The sequence below is a fragment of the Streptomyces sp. NPDC003027 genome (genome assembly GCF_053591435.1).
Map to the genome: position 1 here is coordinate 12,884 of NZ_JBSFTU010000002.1, position 19,191 is coordinate 32,074.

The following is a 19,191-nucleotide window of genomic DNA, read 5'->3' on the forward strand; positions in this document are numbered from 1 at the left end:
AAGGGATGCTGCGCTTGGGACGGCGTGAATTCGGGCCGCACGAGCCGGTGATCATGGCAATCGTGAACCGGACCCCGGATTCCTTCTACGACCGGGGCGCCACCTTCCGTGACGAGCCCGCCCTCGCCCGCGTCGAGCAGGCCGTGTCCGAGGGTGCCGCGATCATCGACATCGGCGGGGTGAAGGCCGGCCCCGGCGAGGAGGTGTCGGCCGAGGAGGAGGCGCGCCGCACGGTCGGTTTCGTCGCGGAGGTGCGGCGGCGGCATCCGGACGTCGTGATCAGCGTCGACACCTGGCGCGCCGATGTCGGCGAGGCGGTCTGCGAGGCCGGCGCGGACGTGCTCAACGACGCGTGGGGCGGTGTCGACCCGGGCCTCGCCGAGGTCGCCGCCCGTCACGGCGCCGGTCTGGTCTGCACCCACGCGGGCGGCGCGGAGCCGCGGACGCGCCCGCACCGGACCGAGTACGAGGACGTGATGGCCGACATCCTGCGGGTGACCGTCGGGCTGGCCGAGCGGGCGGTCGCGCTGGGCGTGCGCCGCGACGGGATCATGATCGACCCGGGGCACGATTTCGGGAAGAACACGCGTCACAGCCTGGAGGCGACCCGGCGGCTCGGCGAGATGACGGAGACGGGGTGGCCGGTGCTGGTGTCCCTGTCCAACAAGGACTTCGTCGGGGAGACGCTGGACCGGCCGGTGAAGGAGCGGGTGCTGGGGACGCTGGCGACGACGGCGGTCTCGGCGTGGCTGGGGGCGCGGGTGTACCGGGTGCACGAGGTCGCCGAGACGCGTCAGGTCCTCGACATGGTGGCGTCCATCGCGGGGCATCGCGAGCCCGCGGTGGCGCGCCGCGGGCTGGCGTAGGGCCTGTCCGGACCCGCCGGACAGGCCCTGCGCCGATCCCGCCTCTCACGGGGTGATCGGCAGGGCTCGTCCTACCGGCCCGTTTCCTTGGAGACGAGCGCCACCGCCTCGTTCACGTCGTCGGTCACGTGGAACAGCAGCAGGTCCCGCTCCGACGCCTTGCCGCCGGCCACCACCGAGTCGCGGAGCCAGTCGACGAGGCCCTTCCAGTACTCCGTACCGAAGAGCACGATCGGGAAGCGGGTCACCTTGCGGGTCTGGACGAGGGTGAGCGCCTCGAACAGCTCGTCCAGGGTGCCGAGCCCGCCGGGGAGGACCACGAAGCCCTGGGCGTACTTCACGAACATCGTCTTGCGGACGAAGAAGTAGCGGAAGTTCACGCCGATGTCGACGTGCGGGTTGAGTCCCTGCTCGAAGGGGAGCTCGATGCCGAGGCCCACGGAGACGCCATTGGCCTCCCGCGCGCCCTTGTTCGCCGCCTCCATCGCGCCGGGTCCGCCGCCCGTGATCACCGCGAAGCCGGCCTCGACCAGGGCGCGGCCGAGCCGGACCCCGGCTTCGTACTCGGGCGTTCCGGGGCGGGTTCTGGCCGAGCCGAAGACGCTGATGGCGCTGGGAAGTTCGGCCAGCGCGCCGAAGCCTTCGACGAATTCGGACTGGATGCGCATGACCCGCCAGGGGTCGGTGTGCACCCACTCCGAGTCGCCCTCGGTGTCCAGCAGACGCTGATCCGTGGTGCCGGGCTGGACCTGGTCCCTGCGTCGTAGCACGGGCCCCAGTCGCTGCTCCTCCGGCTTCCACGCTCCCTCGGGGACACCCATGGTCTGCTCCCTCCGCCGATCCACTGATCTTCTGGTTCGGTCAGGGTAGGTCCACAGACGTGACAAAAAGCGAAATCACGCCTGTCGGTCAGTGAGCCAGTCGCGGAGCCGCGCCTCGCAGTGGCGGATCCTGTCGACGACCACGTGCTCGTCGCGCTTGTGCGCGTACAGCGGGTCACCGGGGCCGTAGTTGACGGCGGGGACGCCGAGCGCGCTGAAGCGGGCGACGTCCGTCCAGCCGAACTTGGGCAGCGCGGTGCCGCCGACCGCCTCCATGAAGGCCGCCGCGGCCGGGTGGGAGAGTCCGGGCAGGGCGCCGCCGCTCTCGTCGTCGACCACGAACTCGGCGACCCCGCAGTCGGCGAAGACCTCGCGGACGTGCGCCACCGCCTCGGCCGGGGAGCGGTCGGGGGCGTAGCGGAAGTTGACGGTGACGGTGCAGGCGTCGGGGATGACGTTGTTGGCGACGCCGCCCTCGATCCGTACCGCGTTGAGGCCCTCGTGGTACTCCAGGCCGTCGATGAGCGGCTTGCGCGGCTCGTAGGCGGCGAGCCGGGCGAGGATGGGGGCGGCGGCGTGGATGGCGTTGGAGCCCATCCAGGAGCGCGCCGAGTGGGCGCGTTCGCCCTCGGTGCGCAGGAGGACCCGCAGGGTGCCCTGGCAGCCGCCCTCGACCTGGGCGTCGGAGCCTTCGAGCAGGATGGCGAAGTCGCCCTCCAGCCATTCGGGGTGCGCCTCGGCGATCTTCCCGAGGCCGTTGAGGTGGGAGGCGACCTCTTCGTTGTCGTAGAAGACGAAGGTGAGGTCGCGGTTGGGCTCGGGGACGGTGGCGGCGATGCGGAGCTGGACGGCGACGCCGGACTTCATGTCGGAGGTGCCGCAGCCCCACAGGACGCCGTTCTCGTCGAGCCGCGAGGGGACGTTGTCGGCGATCGGGACGGTGTCGATGTGGCCGGCGAGGATGACCCGCTCCGAGCGGCCGAGCCGGGTGCGGGCCACCACGTTGTTGCCGTACCGGTCGACGGTGAGGTGGGGAAGGGCGCGCAGGGCTTCCTCGATGGCGTCGGCGAGCGGCTTCTCGGTGCCGCTGACCGACGGGAAGTCGACGAGCGCGGCGGTGAGCGCCGGCCCGTCCAGTGCGAGGTCCAGGGGAGCGTTGTCAGCCATGTGCCGACCCTAACCCGGCCTCCAGTACGGTTGGCCCCGTGTCCGAGTCCGCCTCCTTCCCCGGCCGAAACCGCCCCTCCAGCCGCCGCGGCCGCCTTGCCAGGTACACGGCCGCCTTCGCCGTGCTGCTGGGTGTGGTCGCCTATGTGGCCGTGCAGTACGTGACGGGTGGCAGGGGTGCCCCGCGGTGCAGTGTGGGCAGTGGCGAGAACACCTACGAGTTCACTCCGGAGCAGGCGTCGAACGCGGCCACCATCTCGGCGGTCGGCACGACCCGCGGCATGCCGGAGCGGGCGGTCACCATCGCTCTGGCGACGGCGCTCCAGGAGTCGGCGCTGCGCAACATCGGGCACGGCGACCGCGATTCGCTGGGGCTCTTCCAGCAGCGCCCCTCGCAGGGCTGGGGCACTCCCGAGCAGATCCTGGACCCGGTGTACTCCTCGGGGAAGTTCTACGCCGGTCTCGCCGAGGTCCCGGGCTATTCGCGTCTGCCGCTGACCGTGGCGGCGCAGAAGGTGCAGCGCAGCGGCTTCCCGCAGGCGTACGCGAAGCACGAGCCGGACGCGGCGCTGCTCGCGGCCGCGCTGACGGGCCGCTCGGCGGCGGCCCTTCGCTGCACGACGAGTCCGGCCCAGGAGGGACTGCCGGGTGATCCGGCGAAGGTGCGCTCGGAGCTGGTGCGGGCCTTCGGGGAGAAGGTGGTCCCGAGGGCGGGCGTGGGCGGCCCGGAGAGCGCGGGGGCGCGGGCGGGTACGGCGCCGGCGGAGCTCGCGGTCCCGGTCCGGGCGGCGACGACCGGCTCGCGGGAGCGGCGGGGCTGGGAGCTCGCGCACTGGGCGGTGGCGCGGGCGGACTCGCTGCGGATCGCGGAGGTCGCGTACGCGGGCAAGGTCTGGCGTGCGGGCGATGTCTCGGGTGCGTGGATGACGGCCGCCGAGCCCGTCTCCCCGGCGGACGCCGGCTCCGGCAGCGTCCGAATTCGTCTCGCACAGTAGCCGGGCACCTGTACGGGAATTCACTCGACGGTGGCGGCGGACGTGAACCCGCACCAGGAATTCGCCACCGTTCCGACCTGCCCGTTCGGTGGTGCGTTCGGTCACCGCAATTTCCTTGCGGCGTAAGGGAAGTGACGGTTCGGCAGAGGACGGGACATGAGACGTTCGCCCATTTTCCTCCCAGCCGACAATACGACGCATTGCCAACTCTTTACCTTGGGCCGCCGCAACCTCACCCTCCCCCGGACCGGTTGTCACTGCGTCCGAACGCCGGACACCGCAATGTCCTCTCCGTCGAAGGAGCACCATGTCCCTCCCCCTGACCCGTCGGATCGCCCGCGCCGCCCTCCTCGTCGCGGCCGGCGCAGCCCCCGTGGTCGGTGCGGCCGGCTCCGCAAGCGCCCTGGACCATGGCCTCGCGCCCACGGGCGCCCTCTCCGGCATCACCTCGGCCGACGGCGCCGCTGTCGGCGACACCGTGGACGACGCCTCGAAGACCACCACGGGCCTCGCCGGCCAGACCGGTGGCAAGAAGGTCGGCAAGGCGGTCGGCGAGGCCGGCGAGACCGCCGCCCCTGTCGCGGGCAAGGCCGCCGACAGCGCGGGCGAGGTCGTCGGCGAGGGCGTGCCGTCCCTGGGCGGCCTGCCGATCGGTGGCTGACCGCCACAGCGCAGACGCGAAGGGCCCGGGGAGCACCGCCCCCCGGGCCCTTCGTCCGTCTCGTCAGCCGAGGCGCTTGACCGCCGCCTCGACCCGCTCGTCGGTGGCGGTGAAGGCCACCCGGACGAACCGCTCCCCCGCCTCCCCGTAGAAGTCCCCCGGCGCCACCAGGACGCCGAGCTCCGCGAGGTACGCCACCGTCTCCCAGCACGGCTCGTCGCGGGTCGCCCACAGATAGAGGCTGGCCTCGCTGTGCTCGATCCGGAAGCCGTGCGCCTCCAGGGCCGACCGCAGGGCCGTGCGCCGGGCCGCGTACCGCTCGCGCTGCTCGGCCACGTGCCGGTCGTCGCCGAGCGCGGCGACCGTGGCGGCCTGCACCGGGGCGGGCGTCATCATGCCGCCGTGCTTGCGGATCAGCAGCAGCTCGGCCAGGACACCGGCGTCGCCCGCGATGAACGCGGCGCGGTAGCCGGCCAGGTTGGACCGCTTGGACAGCGAGTGGACGGCGACGATGCCCTCGTACGTCCCGCCGCAGACGTCGGGGTGCAGGACGGAGACCGGGTCCGCCTCCCAGCCCAGCTCCAGGTAGCACTCGTCGGAGAAGACGAGGATGCCGTGCTCGCGCGCCCAGGCCACGATCCGGGTCAGCTCGTCCTTGCCCAGGACCTTGCCCGTGGGGTTGGACGGCGAGTTGAGCCACAGCAGCTTCAGACCGGCCGGGTCCAGCTCCATCGGGTCGTCGTAGACGACCGGCTCGGCTCCGCAGAGCCGCGCGCCGACCTCGTACGTCGGGTAGGCGAGCCGCGGGTACGCCACCCGGTCCCCGGCACCGAGTCCGAGCTGGGTCGGCAGCCAGGCGACCAGCTCCTTCGAGCCGACCACCGGAAGGACGTTGCGGTGGGAGAAGCCGACCGCGCCCAGGCGCCGCTCGCACCAGCCCGTCAGCGCGTCACGCAGCTCGGCGGTGCCCCACACCGTGGGATAGCCGGGCGAGTCGGCCGCCGCGACCAGCGCCCGCCGGATCAGCTCCGGCACCGGGTCGACCGGGGTGCCCACGGACAGGTCCACGATGCCGTCCGGGTGGGCCGCCGCCGTCTTCTTGTACGGCTCCAGCTTGTCCCAGGGGAAGACGGGCAGGCGCGAAGAGACTGCGCTCACGAGTTGGCTCACTTCCTCGTACGTACAAAAGACGCGTCGGTCCCGTACAGCGGGCGAGGCCGTACGGGACCGAGGGCGGGTTGCTCAGCCGTTCTGCGGCGGCAGAGCGGCGATGAAGGGGTGGTCACGCTCGATCAGGCCGAGCTTGGAGGCACCACCGGGCGAGCCGAGCTCGTCGAAGAACTCGACGTTCGCCTTGTAGTAGTCCTTCCACTCCTCCGGGGTGTCGTCCTCGTAGAAGATGGCCTCGACCGGGCAGACCGGCTCACAAGCACCACAGTCGACGCATTCGTCCGGGTGGATGTACAAGGACCGGGAGCCCTCGTAGATGCAGTCGACGGGGCACTCCTCGATGCATGCCTTGTCCTTGACGTCGACACAAGGCTGCGCGATGACGTAGGTCACGCTGTCGTTCCTCCTCGGTAGGGCTGGTCTGCGCGGGAGCGCGGCGTCGTCGATGCCCGCCCCTAGTATCTCCGTTCTTGGGGACGATCCGAACAGGAGGGGCGGAGAACCTGTGGAATTCACCGCTGGAGGGCGCCTTGAGGTGCGACTCACCCACGCTGACGTGGGAAAACGTGTCTCCGTTCGGTACGTGACGGACACCGGCGCTCCGGGCGAGCGGTTCACGGACGCGGTCGGTGTTCTCACATCGTGGGACGAGGGTGTGCTGCTGATCACACGCAGGACCGGTGAGGGCGTCCGGATCGCGGAATCCTCCCTGGTCGCGGGGAAGGTCGTGCCCGCCGCGCCGGCCCGCAGGCGGGGTCCCGCGGCCTCCTTCGAGGAGCTGGCGCGGGTCACCGCGCGCGCGTGGGAGCCGGTGGAGAGCGAGCCGCTCGGGGAGTGGACGCTGCGGGCGGCGTCCGGCTTCACCCGCAGGGCGAACTCGGTCCTTCCGCTCGGCGACCCCGGCATGCCGCTGGACGACGCCCTCGCGCGCGTGCGGGAGTGGTACGCCGTACGGGACCTCCCCGCGTACGTCCAGACCTCGACCGGCGCCGAGGGCACCCAGGAGCTGCTCGGCGCGGAGCTGGGGCGGCGCGGCTGGCGGCCGGAGGTCTCGGCGGAGGTGCGGATCGCGGGCCTCGCGCCGGTCGGCGACCTGGACGCGGACGTCTCCTCCGTCCGGCTGTCCCGCTCCCTGGACGATTCCTGGCTCCACCGCTACAACCGCTCCGGCGTGCCCGGCCCCCATGTGCTGAGCGTGCTGTCCAGCGGCCCGAGTGTGTGGTTCGCGTCCGTACCGGGCACCGGAGACATACCGGCGGCGATCGGACGCTGTGTGGTGGACGGCCGGTGGGCCGGGTTCATGGCGGTGGAGGTGGACCCGGCGCACCGACGGCAGGGGCTCGCCACGGCCGTCATGGCGGCGCTCGCCCGCCGGGCGCTCGACGAGGGCGCCTCGGCGGCCTGGCTCCAGGTGGAGACGGACAACGACGGGGCGCGGGCGATGTACGAGGCCATGGGCTTCGCGGTCCACCACCACTACCACCACTACCGAGCGGCGGAAGAGTGACCGACTGGCGGCAGGAGTTCGCGGAGGAGGCCCGGGCGCGGCGGCCGGACCTCGCGCGGCTCTGCCTGCTGATCGGCGCGGTGGCCGACCCGGCGGTGACCGGGGCGGACCTCGACGCGGCGGAGATCGAACTCGACCGGCTGGCGGGTGAGCTGCCGTACGGCACCCGGGACGCGGCGGACTGGGTGACGGCGCTCGCCCGGCTGCTCGGCGGGCGGTACGGCTTCCAGGGCACCCCGGCCGACTACCAGCGCCTGGAGTCCTCGCTGCTGCACGAGGTCCTGCGACGCCGGCGGGGTCTGCCGATCCTGCTGTCCGTCGTATGGATGGAGGTCGCCCGCCGGGCGGGCGCGCCGGTGTACGGCCTCGGCCTGCCGGGCCATTTCGTGGTGGGCTTCGGCGACCCGGCGGAGCAGGTCTTCGCGGATCCCTTCGCGGGGGGCCGGGCGATGACGGGCGTGGACGCGGAGCTCCTGGTCGCGGGGGCGACGGGCGCGCCGCTCGAACCGTCGATGCTGCGCCCGGCGACCCCGCTGGACATCGTCCTGCGCATCCTGAACAACATCCGCGCCTGGGCCTCACCGCGCCCGGAACGCTCCGGGGTCGCCCTGTGGGCGGTGGAGCTCTCCCTGATGCTGCCCTCGCACCCGGCGCGGCTGCGCTACGAGCACGCGGAGCTGCTGGTGCAGCGGGGCGAGTTCCTCGCGGGGGCGGCGGAGATGGAGGCGTACGCCTCGGTCGTCGACGCGATCGAACCGAGCGCGGCGGCCTCGATCCGCCAGCGGGCCGCTGCGGCCAGGGCCCTGCTCAACTGACCCACGGCCCCCGGCCGAAGGGCAGGTGCTAGGTTGCGCGCTGTACACCACCTGATCACCACGAGGGGGAGCGCGTGAGCACGGAACAGAACGGTGGCGCCAGCCGCAGGAGCGTCCTGACGGCGGGTCTGCTGGTGGCGGCCGGAACGCCGCTGCTGAGCAGCCTGGCGACGGGCACGGCCCACGCCACGGGCGCGAACGACCGCTTCGCGTCCAACACCGAGCTGTACCAGTACTTCCGGGGGACGGCCGACACCGCCGACGGCGAGGGGTACGACTTCGGCCGCCGCTACCGGCGCCACGAGCTGCTGGACTCCGACAAGGCCGCGACCGGTCCGTCGGCGCTGACGACGATCCTCGCCATCCACGGCGGCGGCATCGAGATCGGCACGAGCGAGCTGTGTCTGGGCGTCGCCGGTTACAACCCGGACCCGACCCCGAAGCCGGAGGACGGCCCGCTCCTCTTCCCCGGCGAGCCGCTGTACGACTACTGGATGTTCGAGGGCATGCGGGGGTCCGGTCAGACCTACCCGGACGGCACGCCCAAGACCAACGGCGAGCTGCATGTGACGTCCATCCACTGCGACGACCACGTGGCGCTCTCCATGACGGCCGGCAGCCTCAACACCGTGAGCCTGCACGGCTGTACGTGGGAGAACGCCAATCCGGGCAAGGTCTGGAACGGCCAGAACCGCGAGGGCGTGGTCATCGGCGGCCGGAGCACGGCGCTGAAGCAGCGGCTCACCCACCACCTGAGCCCGCACTTCGCCATCTTCCCCGGCGACGGCGACGTCGACGGCACGGCCACCGCGAACATCTGCAACCGCACGATGCTCGGCGAGGGCGCTCAGCTGGAGCTGACCACGGAGCTCCGCAGGAGCCTGTTCGTCGACTCGTCGAGCGCGACCAAGCGCGCGGAGACGTGGAACGCCCGTTTCAAGCTCTTCGCCGCCGCGTGCCGCTCGGCCATCGCCGACGTGGAGGCCACCCAGCGGGCCGCCCGCCTGCTCTGACCGTCCCGGCCAGTTCCGGCTTCGCCGTCGCCCTCGCGCTCGCCCTCGCCCTCGCCGGAAACGTCAGCGGAGGCCGCCCGCTTTGACCGCGTCTACGAAGGGCGCCCAGGCGGTGGGGGCGAAGACCACGGCGGGGCCGGTGGGGTTCTTGGAGTCACGGACGGGGACGTGGGCGGTGCAGGCGTCGTTGACTTCGAGGCAGTCACCGCTGCTGCCGCCGCTGTAGGAGGACTTGCGCCAGGCGGCGCAGGCGTCGCTGACTTCGAGGCAGTCGCCGCTGTTGCCGCCGCTGTAGGAGGACTTGCGCCAGGCAGAAAGGACCGAGGCGTCAGGGATGGTGGACTTGCCGTGCTGCATGCTCGTATTCCTCCGCGACGGACCTGATCAGAGCAAGCGACTCGCGATGTGAGAGCGCGTCACCCAGAGCGTGATCGTAAGCCACCTGACATTCCCGTACCACGGGCAGAGCCTCCCAGACGCGGCCTGACTTGAGGCCCTCCACGTACGCGATCGGCGGCTGGTCCTCGAACCACATCAGCGAAACGAACCCCTCCAGCATCGCGTGATAGCCCACCGCAAACGGCAGGACGTGCACGCGGATACGGCGGCTCTCCCCCAGCCGCACGATGTGACGCAGCTGCTCGCACATCACCTCCGAACCGCCGACCGGACGTCGCAGCACCGCCTCGTCCAGCAGGATCCACACCACCGGGGAGTCGAAGTCGTCCAGGATCCGGGCTCGCTCCAGCCTCGTGACGAGAAGCCTGTCACGTTCCTCGTCGCTCTTCGGCGAGGAGCCCGACGTCAGGACCTCCCTCGCGTAAGCCTCCGTCTGGAGAATGCCTGGCACCAGCTTCGGGGCGTACTCGCGAATCACCGTCGCCTGGCCCTCGAACTCCAGCGCCTCCGCGAAGTGCTCCGCCACCGCCTTCCCGTCCAGCGTCGGCAGGAACCGTTCGAAGAATCCCCCCGTCACCAGCACCTGATCCAGCCGTCTCGCGTCGCTGACGTCCGGGCGGCGTCTGCCCGCCTCCATGTGTGCCAGGTGCGTCCGCGAGATGATCGTCTGTTCGCTCAGCTGTTCCTGCGTCAGGCCCGCCGCCTCCCGTCGGCGTTTCAGCTCTTCACCATATTTACGACGGGACTCCGGATTGTCCTCGATTGCCATGTTCCAACTCCCCCACGTGCCGGTCGCGTTGTCACGTGAAAACCCCTACCGAGCGTAACGTGATCCACGCCACTGTGTGACCGGTTCGACACACAGAGCGAAAGGCTCGCAATGAACTCCCCTCACGGCCCGGGCGCCTTCGTCGCCCACACGGGCACCGACGTCTACGGTCCCGGCAAGGTCATCGGCGTGGACGGCGTGCACCGGCGGGTGCGCTTCGTGCACTTCGTCGCGACGATCCGCGCCGACGACCTGCGCCCCGCAACGCCCAGCGAGACCAAGGAGATCCAGGACTGGCTGCGGGCGAAGAAGCAGCGGTACGGGGGCGAGTGGTGATGACGCTCCGCGTCTCGCGGGACGGCGGCCGGACCTGGTCCGCGCCGAAGACGTACCGGCCACGGCGCGGGACGGTGCCGAGCCAGTCGGCGCTGCGCTATCCGCCGTGCGCGTGCCCCCGGTGCGTGCGCCGGGAGGAGAAGGTCATCATCACGTGAAGTGACGGTACGACTACGGACGTTGCGGTACGGTGTGCGCAAAGCGGCCCCCGAGCTGGTTGCAGCCAGCACCGAGGGCCTTCACTTCGAGTGCCAGAGGAGGGCACCCGGAATGCTTCGGCATGCTATCGCGCCTGCTGCGCGCTTCACCCAGATCCCCAACGAGATCCTGCGCCATCCCCGCCTCAACGCGGATGCCGTACGCCTTCTCAGCTGGCAGCTCTCCCTCCCCGACGGGGTCGACGAGCCGCTGTCCAAGACCGCCGAACGAGCGAGCATCGGGAAGATCTCCTTCCTGCGCGCCAAGGGGCAGTTGAAGGCCGAGGGCTACGTCCACGAGTGGCGCGAGCAGGGGGAGCGGGGGCTCTGGCGCACCCGGCAACTGGTCTCCAACGTGCCGCTGAGCCCGGCCGAGGCCGCGCTCGTACGGGCGCCGGGGCACGTACCGGCACCCGGCCCCGCTCCCCTGCCCCCTCGCACTTCCCTGCCCGCCCCCGCTCCCCTGCCCGCCCCCACTTCCCTGCCCGCCCCCGTCACCGCAGTGCCACCGGCGGCCGGCCTTCCGGCCGCCGGTGGGCCGTCGGTACGGTCCGTCGGACGTCATCCAGACAAGACCTCCGGAGGAAACACCTCCAACCCTCCCCCGTCGGCGCCTCCCGAGGCGCAACGCGCCGTCGACGACCTCGCGTCCCTGGACCCCCGGCTGCGCGTCCCCCGCGCCATGCTTCCCGAGCTCGCGGGGCTCGCCGCCCGGTGGCTGGAGGCGGGGCATTCGATCGAGTCGCTCAGGAGCGGGATCGCCCGCTGCCTGCCCGCCCGTGGGGAGCCGGTGCACCGGCCGGGCGGACTGGTGCGGTACATCCTGCGCGACGTACCTCCGCCGCGCCTCGATCCACCGCCTGCGGCGCCGCCGCTGTCGGCGGTCGCTTCGATGCGGGAGTGCGCGGCGGACCGGCACGTCCAGCCGATGCTGTTCCGGCCGGTGGGCGACGAGACGCTGTGCGCGGCCTGCCGCCAGGACCAGGCGGCCGGTTCGGCGCCCCCGTCGCCCGCTCCCTTCGGCGCCGCCCTGGCGAGGACCGCGCTCCGGACCGGTGTGGTGTGACGAGAGCCCCCGTCCGGGACGTCCGGACGAGGGCCCGCGTACAGCGTGCTACCGCTACCCCGGCGTCAGCCCTGGCCGTCCAGGTCGATGACCTTCGTGCGCTCGGCGGGGGTCTTGCCCAGCAGGGCGTCGCGCATCGCGAAGGCGACGTCGTCGGCGGTGACCTGGTGCTTCTTGCCGTCGCCCTTGGTGATCATGATGCCGTCGAAGACGCCGTCGAGAAGCTCCTCGATGGCCGCCTTGTTGTAGACCTCGACCAGACGGCCGTCGACCGGCTTCATGGAGAGGATCTTCGGCAGGGACCGCGCCGGGCCGAACTGGATCTGCTTCGAGCCGGCCTTGATCGTGATCAGGTCGGACATGGCGGGCTTGGCGAAGGTGTTCATCGCCCGGTCCAGCTCGGCCTTGGTGATGGTGGGCTCGCGGGTCACGACGGGCAGCTCGACGGTGTTCGTCTTCCCCGTCTGGACCTGGGCGCGGTACGCGTCCTTGACGGAGATCATGGAACGCATGACGTCCAGGCCCTTGCCCGGCTTGCCCTCCACGGCGGTGACCTTGCCGGGTGAGAACTTGATCGTGCCCTCGGTCGCGGAGCCGGACGCGCCGGCCACGTCCTTCAGGGCCACGCTGAGCTTCTCCTCGTCCACCGGCAGCACCGGCTGGGCGACGCGCTCGCCGCCGAAGAGGGTGCTGATCACGGAGACGGGGTTGTAGTCGCTGCCCGCGGCGCCCCGGACGGTCTCCTGGCTGTCGAGGGAGAGGCCCGCCTTGTCCGGCGCCAGCTCGACCTTCTTGCCGTCGACGCTGAGCTGGAGGGGGGTGGCGGCGCGCTTGCCCAGGGCCGCCTCCAGCTTGTTGACGGCCTCCTCCTTCGTACCGCCGCCGATGTCCACACCGAGGACCGTGGTGCCCTTCGGGACGTCGGAGTGGTTGAGGAGCAGACCGGCGCCGTAGGCGACACCGGCGAGGCCGATCACGCCGAAGGCGAGGAGGGGGAGCTTGGAGCGGCCCTTCTTCGCCGGGGCCGAGGAGGAGGACGCCGAGGACGAGGAGGGGCGGGCGGGTGCCGGCCTGCCGGAGGAGGCGACCTCCGGGGTCGAGAACCCTTCGTCGCCGCCCCGGGGGGCGTGCGGGGCCGGCGGGACGACGGGGATGCCGCTGGTGAGGGTGTCGCCGGAGATGTGGCCGCCGTCGGCCGGCGCTCCCGGCGCGTGGGGTGTGACGGGGCCGCGGTTCTGCGGGGTCAGGACCGCGGTGTCGTCGGACATCTGCGGCACCGTGCCGAACGGGTTCGGGGCCAGCGGGTTCGGGGCCAGCGGGTTGTGGGCCGGCGGGTTGCCGCCCAGGGAGCTGTCGCCGGTGACGGGGCCGGTCGTCGGGCCGCTGGGCGGCTGCGGGGCCGTGCCGTACGCGGCGTCGTCGTCCAGGGGCGGGGTCGTGAGGAACATCGGCGTACCGCCGGCGGGGGTCGCCGAGATCGAGGCACCGCCGACCGTCGGGATACCGCCGGTCGCGGGCCCGGCGAAACCTGAACCGCGCGGGCCGCCCGCGGGCTTGCCCGGCTGCCCGGGCGTCCCCGGCCCGGACGGACGAGGAGCACTCGCGCCCGGACGCGGGCCAGGGCCGCCCGCGGCGCCTGTCACCGCGGCGCCCGCGCCCATGCCGGACGGACCCGACGCGCCGGAACGACCCGCCGACCCCGAGGGGGCGGCCGGAGCGGCCGGGGCAGCCGGGGCGGCGGGCGTCGCCGGCTTGCGCGGGGCGAACCAGTCGCTGGTCTTCTCCTCCGCCTTCGGCCGCTCCGGCCTCGCCGCCTCCGCCGGGGCGGGGGCGGGCGCCGGCTCGGGTGCGGGGGCGGGCCCCGGGGCCGCGGCGGACTGCGAGCCGCCCTCCGCCGACGCGTCCGAGCCCGAGCCCGACCCCGAGTCGGCGACGGTCTTGCGGACGACCACGGGCGGGATCGGACGCGAACCCGGAATGTTGATCCGGATCCGGGTCGTCAGCGTCGTCTCGGTCTTCGGCTCCTCCGGCCGCGTCCGCGCGGGCGGGGCGGCAGTCTCCTCCGCCGCGTCCTGCGTGGGGTGGAGCGACGGATACTGGCGCGTTCCGTACGGCGGTGTACCCGAGGGGTACGCGGCTCCACCGCGCCCCTGGGCGCCGGAGGACGAACTGTCAGTCTCTCGACCAGTTTCACGACTCAAAGCAGGATCTCCCGGTTGGCTCCGCCGCCCGCTCTTGCTGATGCTCGTATACCCGGGCGGTTCGGCGGCGCGCACCACCATACTGTCCGCCGCCGCCCGGTATCGGACGGCCGTGCAATGTGCGACGGGCATTCCGGCCGAAGTCCGGGCACCCTTCCGCTCAAGTCGGCCTGGTCACGGGGTCGGTCGCGGCAGCCTCACCATCGTGGCGCACATCACAGCGAGGGTCATGCCGCCCAGGAGATAGATCATCACCGAGGGCCCGTCGGCGAAGACGCCGTCGCCTTCCGGCCGTCCGAGACCCAGCAGCACGATGGTGAGGAGCCAGCTCGCGCCGGGGACCAGGACGCCGAGTTGTGTCTCGGTGGCGCGCAGCCCGCCGTAGAACACGCCCGCGACGCCGAGCAGGGCGAGGAGCAACCCGCCGGGGAACCAGGCGTTCTGGACGAGCGAGCCCGCCGCCGCGACCAGTACCCCGAGGACGAAGAGGAGTACGTACCAGACCACCCGGCGGTTCACGCTCCCGTGCCCCCGCCCCTTCTCACTCCCGTTCACTCACTCACCCCCGCGAACAGGTCGTCCTCGCGTACGCCCTCCGGTGCGCCGGGCGTACCCGCTGCCAACTGGTAGTACTCCGTGGTGAAGATCGGCTGAGCGAGGTTGTTGGACAGGGCGAAGAAGGGGCCGTCCACGGCGATCTGTGTGACGTGGGCACGCATCGCGGCCGTCTTGCGGGCCGCGTGGACCGTGCCGCCGTCGATCTCGGCGGTGATGAGCGCGTCGTCGATCACGCCGGGGAGGTCGCCGATGTCCGCGACGCCGGGGAAGTCCGCGCCCTCGGCGCGCAGCCGGGCGAAGCCGGCCTCGGCGACGGAGCGCGGGATCCGGTTCCAGTAGATCTTGGCGATCCGGTGGGCGGGGCCGAGGGCGGGGCGGTAGGCGCCGTCCGCGGCGAGTTCGGCGGCGCGCATGGCGACGCGGTGGGCCTGGATGTGGTCGGGGTGGCCGTAGCCGCCGTCGGGGTCGTAGGTGATGAGGACCTGCGGACGGGTCTCGCGGATCACCTCGACGAGACAGGGGGCGGCGTCGTCGACGGCCGTGTTCCAGAAGGCGCCCTCGCGCCGGTTCTGCTCGACGCCCATCATTCCGGAGTCGCGGAAGCGGCCGGGGCCGCCGAGGAAGCGGTGGTCGGTGACGCCCAGCTCCTTCATCGCGGCGGCGAGTTCACCGACGCGGTGGTCGCCGAGCCGGTCCTCCCGGTCGGGCGCGAGATGGGCGAGGCCGGGCGGGATGACCTCGCCCTCCTCGCCGAGGGTGCAGGTCACCAGGGTGACCTGGGCGCCCTCGGACGCGTACCTGGCCATGGTGGCGCCGTTGTTGATCGACTCGTCGTCGGGGTGCGCGTGCACCAGGAGCAGACGACGGGCTGGGAGATCCGTCATGGCCCCACCCTACGAGGCGGGGCCGCTGACCAGCACGAGGCTCAGGGTTCGAGACCGTCGGCGCTCAGAACTTGAGACCGCCGATCATGCCCGCCACGTTGGTGGTGAGCGTACTGATGGACGGGGCGATGGACGAGCTCGCCAGGTAGAAACCGAGGAGCGCGCAGATCGCCGCATGTCCAGCCTTCAGCCCGGATTTCCGGATCAGGAGGAAGACGACGATCGCCAGCAGCACCACCGCCGAAATCGAGAGTGCCACGGCGGTTCACCTCCACACTTCTTCGGTCGGATATTCGGACGGGCAAGTCGGCGAGCATGTGCCAGGAGTTCCATACCCACCTAGCGCTACGGATCATAACTATGTGTGGCTCCGTATCCATGGTGTACGGGGGCACAGGGGGGCGCACAGCGTTAGGTTCGGACGTATGACCTCGCGACAGCAGCAGTCGGCTCCGCTCTCGTCCCCGCCCTCGTCCCCCCTCTCGCCGCCGCTCTCGTTTCCGCGCCAGTACGCCCGGACTCAGCGCTTCACCCTGGGTGTTCCGCGTGGCTTCACGGTGTCTCCCGACGGTGAACGTGTGGTGTTCGTCCGTTCCGGTTCGGGTACGGACCGGTCGCACAAGCTGTGGGTGCTGGATCTCGACGGGCCGGCGGGTGAGCCACGGGAGCGGGTCGCGGCCGATCCGGGGACGCTGCTCGCGGGACGGGCCGAGGAGTTGTCGGCGGAGGAGCGGGCGCGGCGGGAGCGCAGCCGCGAGGGCTCGGGCGGGATCGTCTCCTACGCGGTGGACGCGACGGTGGAGTTGGCGGCCTTCGCTCTCTCGGGGCGGTTGTACGCGGCGGAGTTGAGGGCGGGGACGGCGCGGGAGCTGGCGGTTCCCGGGCCGGTGATCGATCCGCGGCCCTCTCCGGACGGGCGGCACATCGCGTACGTGGCAGGGGGCGCGCTGCGGGTGACGGGCGCGGACGGGCAGGGGGACAGGGTGCTCGCGGAGCCGGAGGACGCGCACACGACGTACGGCCTCGCGGAGTTCGTGGCGGCCGAGGAGATGGGGCGCGGGCGCGGTCACTGGTGGTCTCCGGACTCGGACCGGCTCCTGGTGGCGCGGGCGCACGACCGGCCGGTGCGCCGGTGGTGGATCTCGGATCCGGCCCATCCGGACCGGGAGCCGCAGGCGGTGGCCTATCCGGCGGCGGGGACGCCGAACGCGGAGGTGCGGCTGTATCTGGTGGATCTGGGCGGGGAGCGTACGGAGGTCGGCTGGGACCGGGAGCGGTATCCGTACCTGGCCCGGGTCCACTGGTCGGCGGACGGGGCTCCGCTGTTGCTCGTCCAGGCCCGGGACCAGCGCACCCAGCTCCATCTGGCGGTGGACACGGAGACCGGGGCGACCCGGACGGTGCGTGTCGAGGAGGACCGGGACTGGCTGGAGCTGCTGCCGGGGGTGCCGGCCTGGTCTCCGGACGGACGGCTGGTCCGGATCGCGGACGAGGGCGGGGACGGAGGCACCTCCGGCGAAGACAGGGCGAGGGTGCTGGCGGTCGGGGACCGGGCGCTGACCGATGCCCGGCTCCATGTGCGGGCGGTCCTGGACATCGGCGCGGACGACGTGCTCGTGTCGGCGTCGGCCGGTGCGCGGGCGGCGGAGCCGGAGATCGGCGAGACCCATGTGTACCGGGTGAACGAGCGGGGTGTGGAGCGGGTCTCCGAGGGGGTGGGGGTGCACGCGGCGGTGCGTTCCGGTGCGGTGACCGTGCTGGTGTCGGCCCGTCCGGACGTTCCGGGGAGCGTGGCGCGGGTGCTGCGGGACGGCCGGCAGGTGGCGGTGGTCGCCTCGTACGCGCAGACTCCGGTGCTGTCCGCGCGGGTGCGTCTGCTGGCGGGGGGCGCACGGCGGATTCCGTGCGCCGTCCTGCTTCCGGAGGGGTACCGGGAAGGTGACGGACTCCTCCCCGTACTGATGGACCCGTACGGCGGGCCGCACGGGCAGCGTGTGGTCGCCGCGCATCATGCGCACCTGACGTCGCAGTGGTTCGCCGACCAGGGGTTCGCGGTGATCGTGGCCGACGGGCGGGGCACCCCGGGCCGCTCTCCGGCGTGGGAGAAGGCGATCAGGAACGATCTGACATCGACCCTGGACGACCAGGTCGAGGCGCTGCACGCGATGGCGGAGGAGTTCCCGCTGGACCTCGGGCGGGTGGCCATCCGGGGCTGGTCGTACGGCGGTTACCTCGCCGCGCTGGGGGTGCTGCGGCGGCCGGACGTCTTCCACGCGGGTATCGCGGGGGCGCCGGTGACCGACATGCGGCTGTACGACACCCACTACACCGAGCGGTATCTGGGGATGCCGCAGGACAGTCCGGAGGTGTACGCGGCGAACTCGCTGGTCACCGACGAGGGGCTGACGGCGCCGGAGAACCCGGCGCGGCCACTGATGATCGTCCACGGGTTGGCGGACGACAACGTGGTGGTGGCCCACACGCTGCGGCTGTCGTCGGCGCTGCTGGCGGCGGGCCGTCCGCACGAGGTGCTGCCGCTGACGGGCGTGACCCATATGACGCCGCAGGAGCAGGTGGCGGAGAACCTGCTCCTGCTCCAGGTGGACTTCCTGAAGCGGTCGTTGGGGATGAGCTAGACACCCCAGGGGGCGTCACCAGCCGGGTGGGCGCGGGGACGGCGGGGCGGGCGGTGGGGCCGGGAGGGACGGCGGGGCCGGGGTGACGCGGTGTTCGCCCCGGCCGGTCAGGACGGCGAGCACTGCGGCCCCGGCCAGCAGGTAGAACACGGCTGTGAGCTGGGAGAGTTGCTCGACCCCGGCGAGGCGGGAGATCCGGTCGAGGACGTCGTACCGTACGGCCAGGGCGAGGCCCATGGTGCCCGAGCCGCACAGCAGGACGCCGGCGATCAGGCCCAGCGGGCGCGAGTACGGGGACCGGGCGAAGGCGCCGCCCGCGGCGGTGAGGGTGAGCAGGACGAGAACGGCGCTGAGCCAGCCGGGCGGGGGCGCGAGCAGGGGCGCGAGGACGGAGCGTCCGCCGGTGAACCGGTCGACGCTGATCTCGACGGGGAGTTCGAGCGCCAGGTGGACCTCCCAGGCGGCACGGACGAGGGCGGCGAGCAGCAGCAGCACGCCGGCGGCGACGGCGGGACCCGGGCGGGGCCGGGCCGGGATCGCCGTGCGGGGCGCGTCGGCGGGATGCCGGCCGACGGCGGCGGTGACGAGGAGACCGGCGGCGAGCCCGAGATCCAAAAGGGTGGTGACCAGGGCGGCGTTGCCGGCGCCGGTGGCCCACAGGCCGGGCAGTCGTACGGCGAGGGTGACGGACCCGGCAGCGGCGAAGGCGGGCGCGGCGAGCGGGGAGCGCGGGGCGGCGACGGCGGTGGCGGCGTAGACGCCGATCAGCACGGGGTCGAGCCCGGAGGTGGCGGACCGTTCCCGCAGCGGCAGGCGGTGGTCGCCGGCCCAGTACCAGGCGAGGTCGCCGGGCGAGCCGGTGAGGACGGCGAGGTCCCGCAGTATCCAGCCGGCGGTGATGAGGGCGAGCGCGACGCAGAGAGCGGCTCCGGTGAGACGTGCTGCGCGGGTCACTGTCACGACGCCGATACTCACAGTGGCGACGCGCCGAAACAAGAGCTTCCGCTTGGGAGTGCACGGAGCCCTGTCAGCGGAGCCGAAAAGAGGGGGCGGCGGCCGGCCGGGGGCGCATGGTGCGTCCCCGGCCGGCCTACGGCACCCGCACGGCCGTACGCTGTCGAGCTTGGCGG

Annotated in this window: 21 protein-coding genes; 10 read left to right on the forward strand and 11 right to left on the reverse strand. The window is 72.4% G+C overall.

The annotated features are described in order from the left end of the window. Positions 1–5 precede the first annotated feature (5 nt). The gene (gene folP, locus ACWDX6_RS01775) at positions 6–866 is read left to right on the forward strand and encodes a dihydropteroate synthase (RefSeq protein ID WP_451482963.1); all 861 of its coding nucleotides are present in this window, start codon (positions 6–8) and stop codon (positions 864–866) included. A gap of 71 nt (positions 867–937) precedes the next feature. On the opposite strand, the gene ACWDX6_RS01780 is transcribed toward folP, so the two are convergent. Next, the gene (locus tag ACWDX6_RS01780) at positions 938–1,687 is read right to left on the reverse strand and encodes an LOG family protein (RefSeq protein WP_451482964.1); all 750 of its coding nucleotides are present in this window, start codon (positions 1,685–1,687) and stop codon (positions 938–940) included. Positions 1,688–1,762: 75 nt separating this feature from the next. Beyond that, positions 1,763–2,854 carry a succinyl-diaminopimelate desuccinylase gene (gene dapE / locus ACWDX6_RS01785; protein WP_451482965.1) on the reverse strand — a complete coding sequence of 364 codons (1,092 nt, stop codon included), beginning with the start codon at positions 2,852–2,854 and terminating at the stop codon, positions 1,763–1,765. A 38-nt stretch (positions 2,855–2,892) separates the two neighbouring features. On the opposite strand from dapE, the gene ACWDX6_RS01790 reads away from it, so the two are divergent. After that, the gene (locus ACWDX6_RS01790) at positions 2,893–3,849 is read left to right on the forward strand and encodes a hypothetical protein (protein WP_451482966.1); all 957 of its coding nucleotides are present in this window, start codon (positions 2,893–2,895) and stop codon (positions 3,847–3,849) included. Positions 3,850–4,156: 307 nt separating this feature from the next. Next, positions 4,157–4,510 carry an ATP-binding protein gene (locus ACWDX6_RS01795; RefSeq protein WP_451482967.1) on the forward strand — a complete coding sequence of 118 codons (354 nt, stop codon included), beginning with the start codon at positions 4,157–4,159 and terminating at the stop codon, positions 4,508–4,510. Positions 4,511–4,573: 63 nt separating this feature from the next. Here the strand turns inward: ACWDX6_RS01795 and ACWDX6_RS01800 are convergent, their stop codons facing one another. Both ACWDX6_RS01800 and fdxA read right to left on the reverse strand, forming a co-directional pair. Continuing rightward, positions 4,574–5,668 (reverse strand): bifunctional succinyldiaminopimelate transaminase/glutamate-prephenate aminotransferase, encoded by a 1,095-nt coding sequence (locus ACWDX6_RS01800; RefSeq protein ID WP_451482968.1) that lies wholly within the window; start codon positions 5,666–5,668, stop codon positions 4,574–4,576. An 84-nt stretch (positions 5,669–5,752) separates the two neighbouring features. Further along, entirely contained in the window at positions 5,753–6,073 is a 321-nt protein-coding gene (gene fdxA, locus ACWDX6_RS01805) for a ferredoxin (RefSeq protein ID WP_003985062.1), read from the reverse strand. Between the two features lie 112 nt (positions 6,074–6,185). Here fdxA and ACWDX6_RS01810 point away from each other — a divergent pair, with 112 nt between their 5' ends. The 3 genes from ACWDX6_RS01810 to ACWDX6_RS01820 all read left to right on the forward strand — a co-directional run bounded on the left by ACWDX6_RS01810 (position 6,186) and on the right by ACWDX6_RS01820 (position 9,015). Then, positions 6,186–7,187 (forward strand): GNAT family N-acetyltransferase, encoded by a 1,002-nt coding sequence (locus tag ACWDX6_RS01810; RefSeq protein ID WP_451482969.1) that lies wholly within the window; start codon positions 6,186–6,188, stop codon positions 7,185–7,187. Continuing rightward, a complete protein-coding gene (locus tag ACWDX6_RS01815; protein ID WP_451482970.1) occupies positions 7,184–8,002 on the forward strand; it encodes a transglutaminase family protein in 819 nt (272 codons plus the stop codon). Before ACWDX6_RS01810 ends, ACWDX6_RS01815 begins: the two co-directional genes overlap by 4 nt. A gap of 74 nt (positions 8,003–8,076) precedes the next feature. Continuing rightward, positions 8,077–9,015: a poly-gamma-glutamate hydrolase family protein gene (locus ACWDX6_RS01820; RefSeq protein ID WP_451482971.1), complete on the forward strand. Its 939-nt coding sequence runs from the start codon at positions 8,077–8,079 to the stop codon at positions 9,013–9,015. 63 nt (positions 9,016–9,078) lie between these two features. Here ACWDX6_RS01820 and ACWDX6_RS01825 read toward each other — a convergent pair whose 3' ends face one another. Both ACWDX6_RS01825 and ACWDX6_RS01830 read right to left on the reverse strand, forming a co-directional pair. Continuing rightward, positions 9,079–9,372 carry a DUF397 domain-containing protein gene (locus tag ACWDX6_RS01825; RefSeq protein WP_451482972.1) on the reverse strand — a complete coding sequence of 98 codons (294 nt, stop codon included), beginning with the start codon at positions 9,370–9,372 and terminating at the stop codon, positions 9,079–9,081. Beyond that, positions 9,344–10,183: a helix-turn-helix domain-containing protein gene (locus tag ACWDX6_RS01830; protein ID WP_451482973.1), complete on the reverse strand. Its 840-nt coding sequence runs from the start codon at positions 10,181–10,183 to the stop codon at positions 9,344–9,346. The genes ACWDX6_RS01825 and ACWDX6_RS01830 overlap by 29 nt, the downstream gene beginning before the upstream one ends. 111 nt (positions 10,184–10,294) lie before the next feature. On the opposite strand from ACWDX6_RS01830, the gene ACWDX6_RS01835 reads away from it, so the two are divergent. From ACWDX6_RS01835 to ACWDX6_RS01845, 3 genes are all read left to right on the forward strand, one after another. Then, positions 10,295–10,519, forward strand: coding sequence for a hypothetical protein (locus ACWDX6_RS01835; protein WP_451482974.1), 225 nt, complete (start codon positions 10,295–10,297; stop codon positions 10,517–10,519). Next, positions 10,519–10,677 (forward strand): hypothetical protein, encoded by a 159-nt coding sequence (locus ACWDX6_RS01840; RefSeq protein WP_451482975.1) that lies wholly within the window; start codon positions 10,519–10,521, stop codon positions 10,675–10,677. The genes ACWDX6_RS01835 and ACWDX6_RS01840 overlap by 1 nt, the downstream gene beginning before the upstream one ends. A gap of 112 nt (positions 10,678–10,789) precedes the next feature. Further along, positions 10,790–11,782 carry a hypothetical protein gene (locus ACWDX6_RS01845; RefSeq protein WP_451482976.1) on the forward strand — a complete coding sequence of 331 codons (993 nt, stop codon included), beginning with the start codon at positions 10,790–10,792 and terminating at the stop codon, positions 11,780–11,782. Between the two features lie 65 nt (positions 11,783–11,847). Here the strand turns inward: ACWDX6_RS01845 and ACWDX6_RS01850 are convergent, their stop codons facing one another. The 4 genes from ACWDX6_RS01850 to ACWDX6_RS01865 all read right to left on the reverse strand — a co-directional run bounded on the left by ACWDX6_RS01850 (position 11,848) and on the right by ACWDX6_RS01865 (position 15,684). Then, positions 11,848–13,983: a hypothetical protein gene (locus ACWDX6_RS01850; protein ID WP_451482977.1), complete on the reverse strand. Its 2,136-nt coding sequence runs from the start codon at positions 13,981–13,983 to the stop codon at positions 11,848–11,850. A gap of 174 nt (positions 13,984–14,157) precedes the next feature. Then, a complete protein-coding gene (locus ACWDX6_RS01855) occupies positions 14,158–14,502 on the reverse strand; it encodes a DUF6113 family protein (RefSeq protein WP_451482978.1) in 345 nt (114 codons plus the stop codon). Between the two features lie 32 nt (positions 14,503–14,534). Further along, entirely contained in the window at positions 14,535–15,425 is an 891-nt protein-coding gene (gene mshB, locus ACWDX6_RS01860; protein ID WP_451482979.1) for an N-acetyl-1-D-myo-inositol-2-amino-2-deoxy-alpha-D-glucopyranoside deacetylase, read from the reverse strand. 64 nt (positions 15,426–15,489) lie between these two features. After that, positions 15,490–15,684 carry a hypothetical protein gene (locus tag ACWDX6_RS01865; RefSeq protein WP_384558319.1) on the reverse strand — a complete coding sequence of 65 codons (195 nt, stop codon included), beginning with the start codon at positions 15,682–15,684 and terminating at the stop codon, positions 15,490–15,492. Between the two features lie 166 nt (positions 15,685–15,850). On the opposite strand from ACWDX6_RS01865, the gene ACWDX6_RS01870 reads away from it, so the two are divergent. Further along, positions 15,851–18,061 carry a prolyl oligopeptidase family serine peptidase gene (locus ACWDX6_RS01870; RefSeq protein ID WP_451482980.1) on the forward strand — a complete coding sequence of 737 codons (2,211 nt, stop codon included), beginning with the start codon at positions 15,851–15,853 and terminating at the stop codon, positions 18,059–18,061. Between the two features lie 15 nt (positions 18,062–18,076). Here ACWDX6_RS01870 and ACWDX6_RS01875 read toward each other — a convergent pair whose 3' ends face one another. After that, positions 18,077–19,021 carry a hypothetical protein gene (locus ACWDX6_RS01875; protein ID WP_451482981.1) on the reverse strand — a complete coding sequence of 315 codons (945 nt, stop codon included), beginning with the start codon at positions 19,019–19,021 and terminating at the stop codon, positions 18,077–18,079. Between the last annotated feature and the right edge of the window lie 170 nt (positions 19,022–19,191).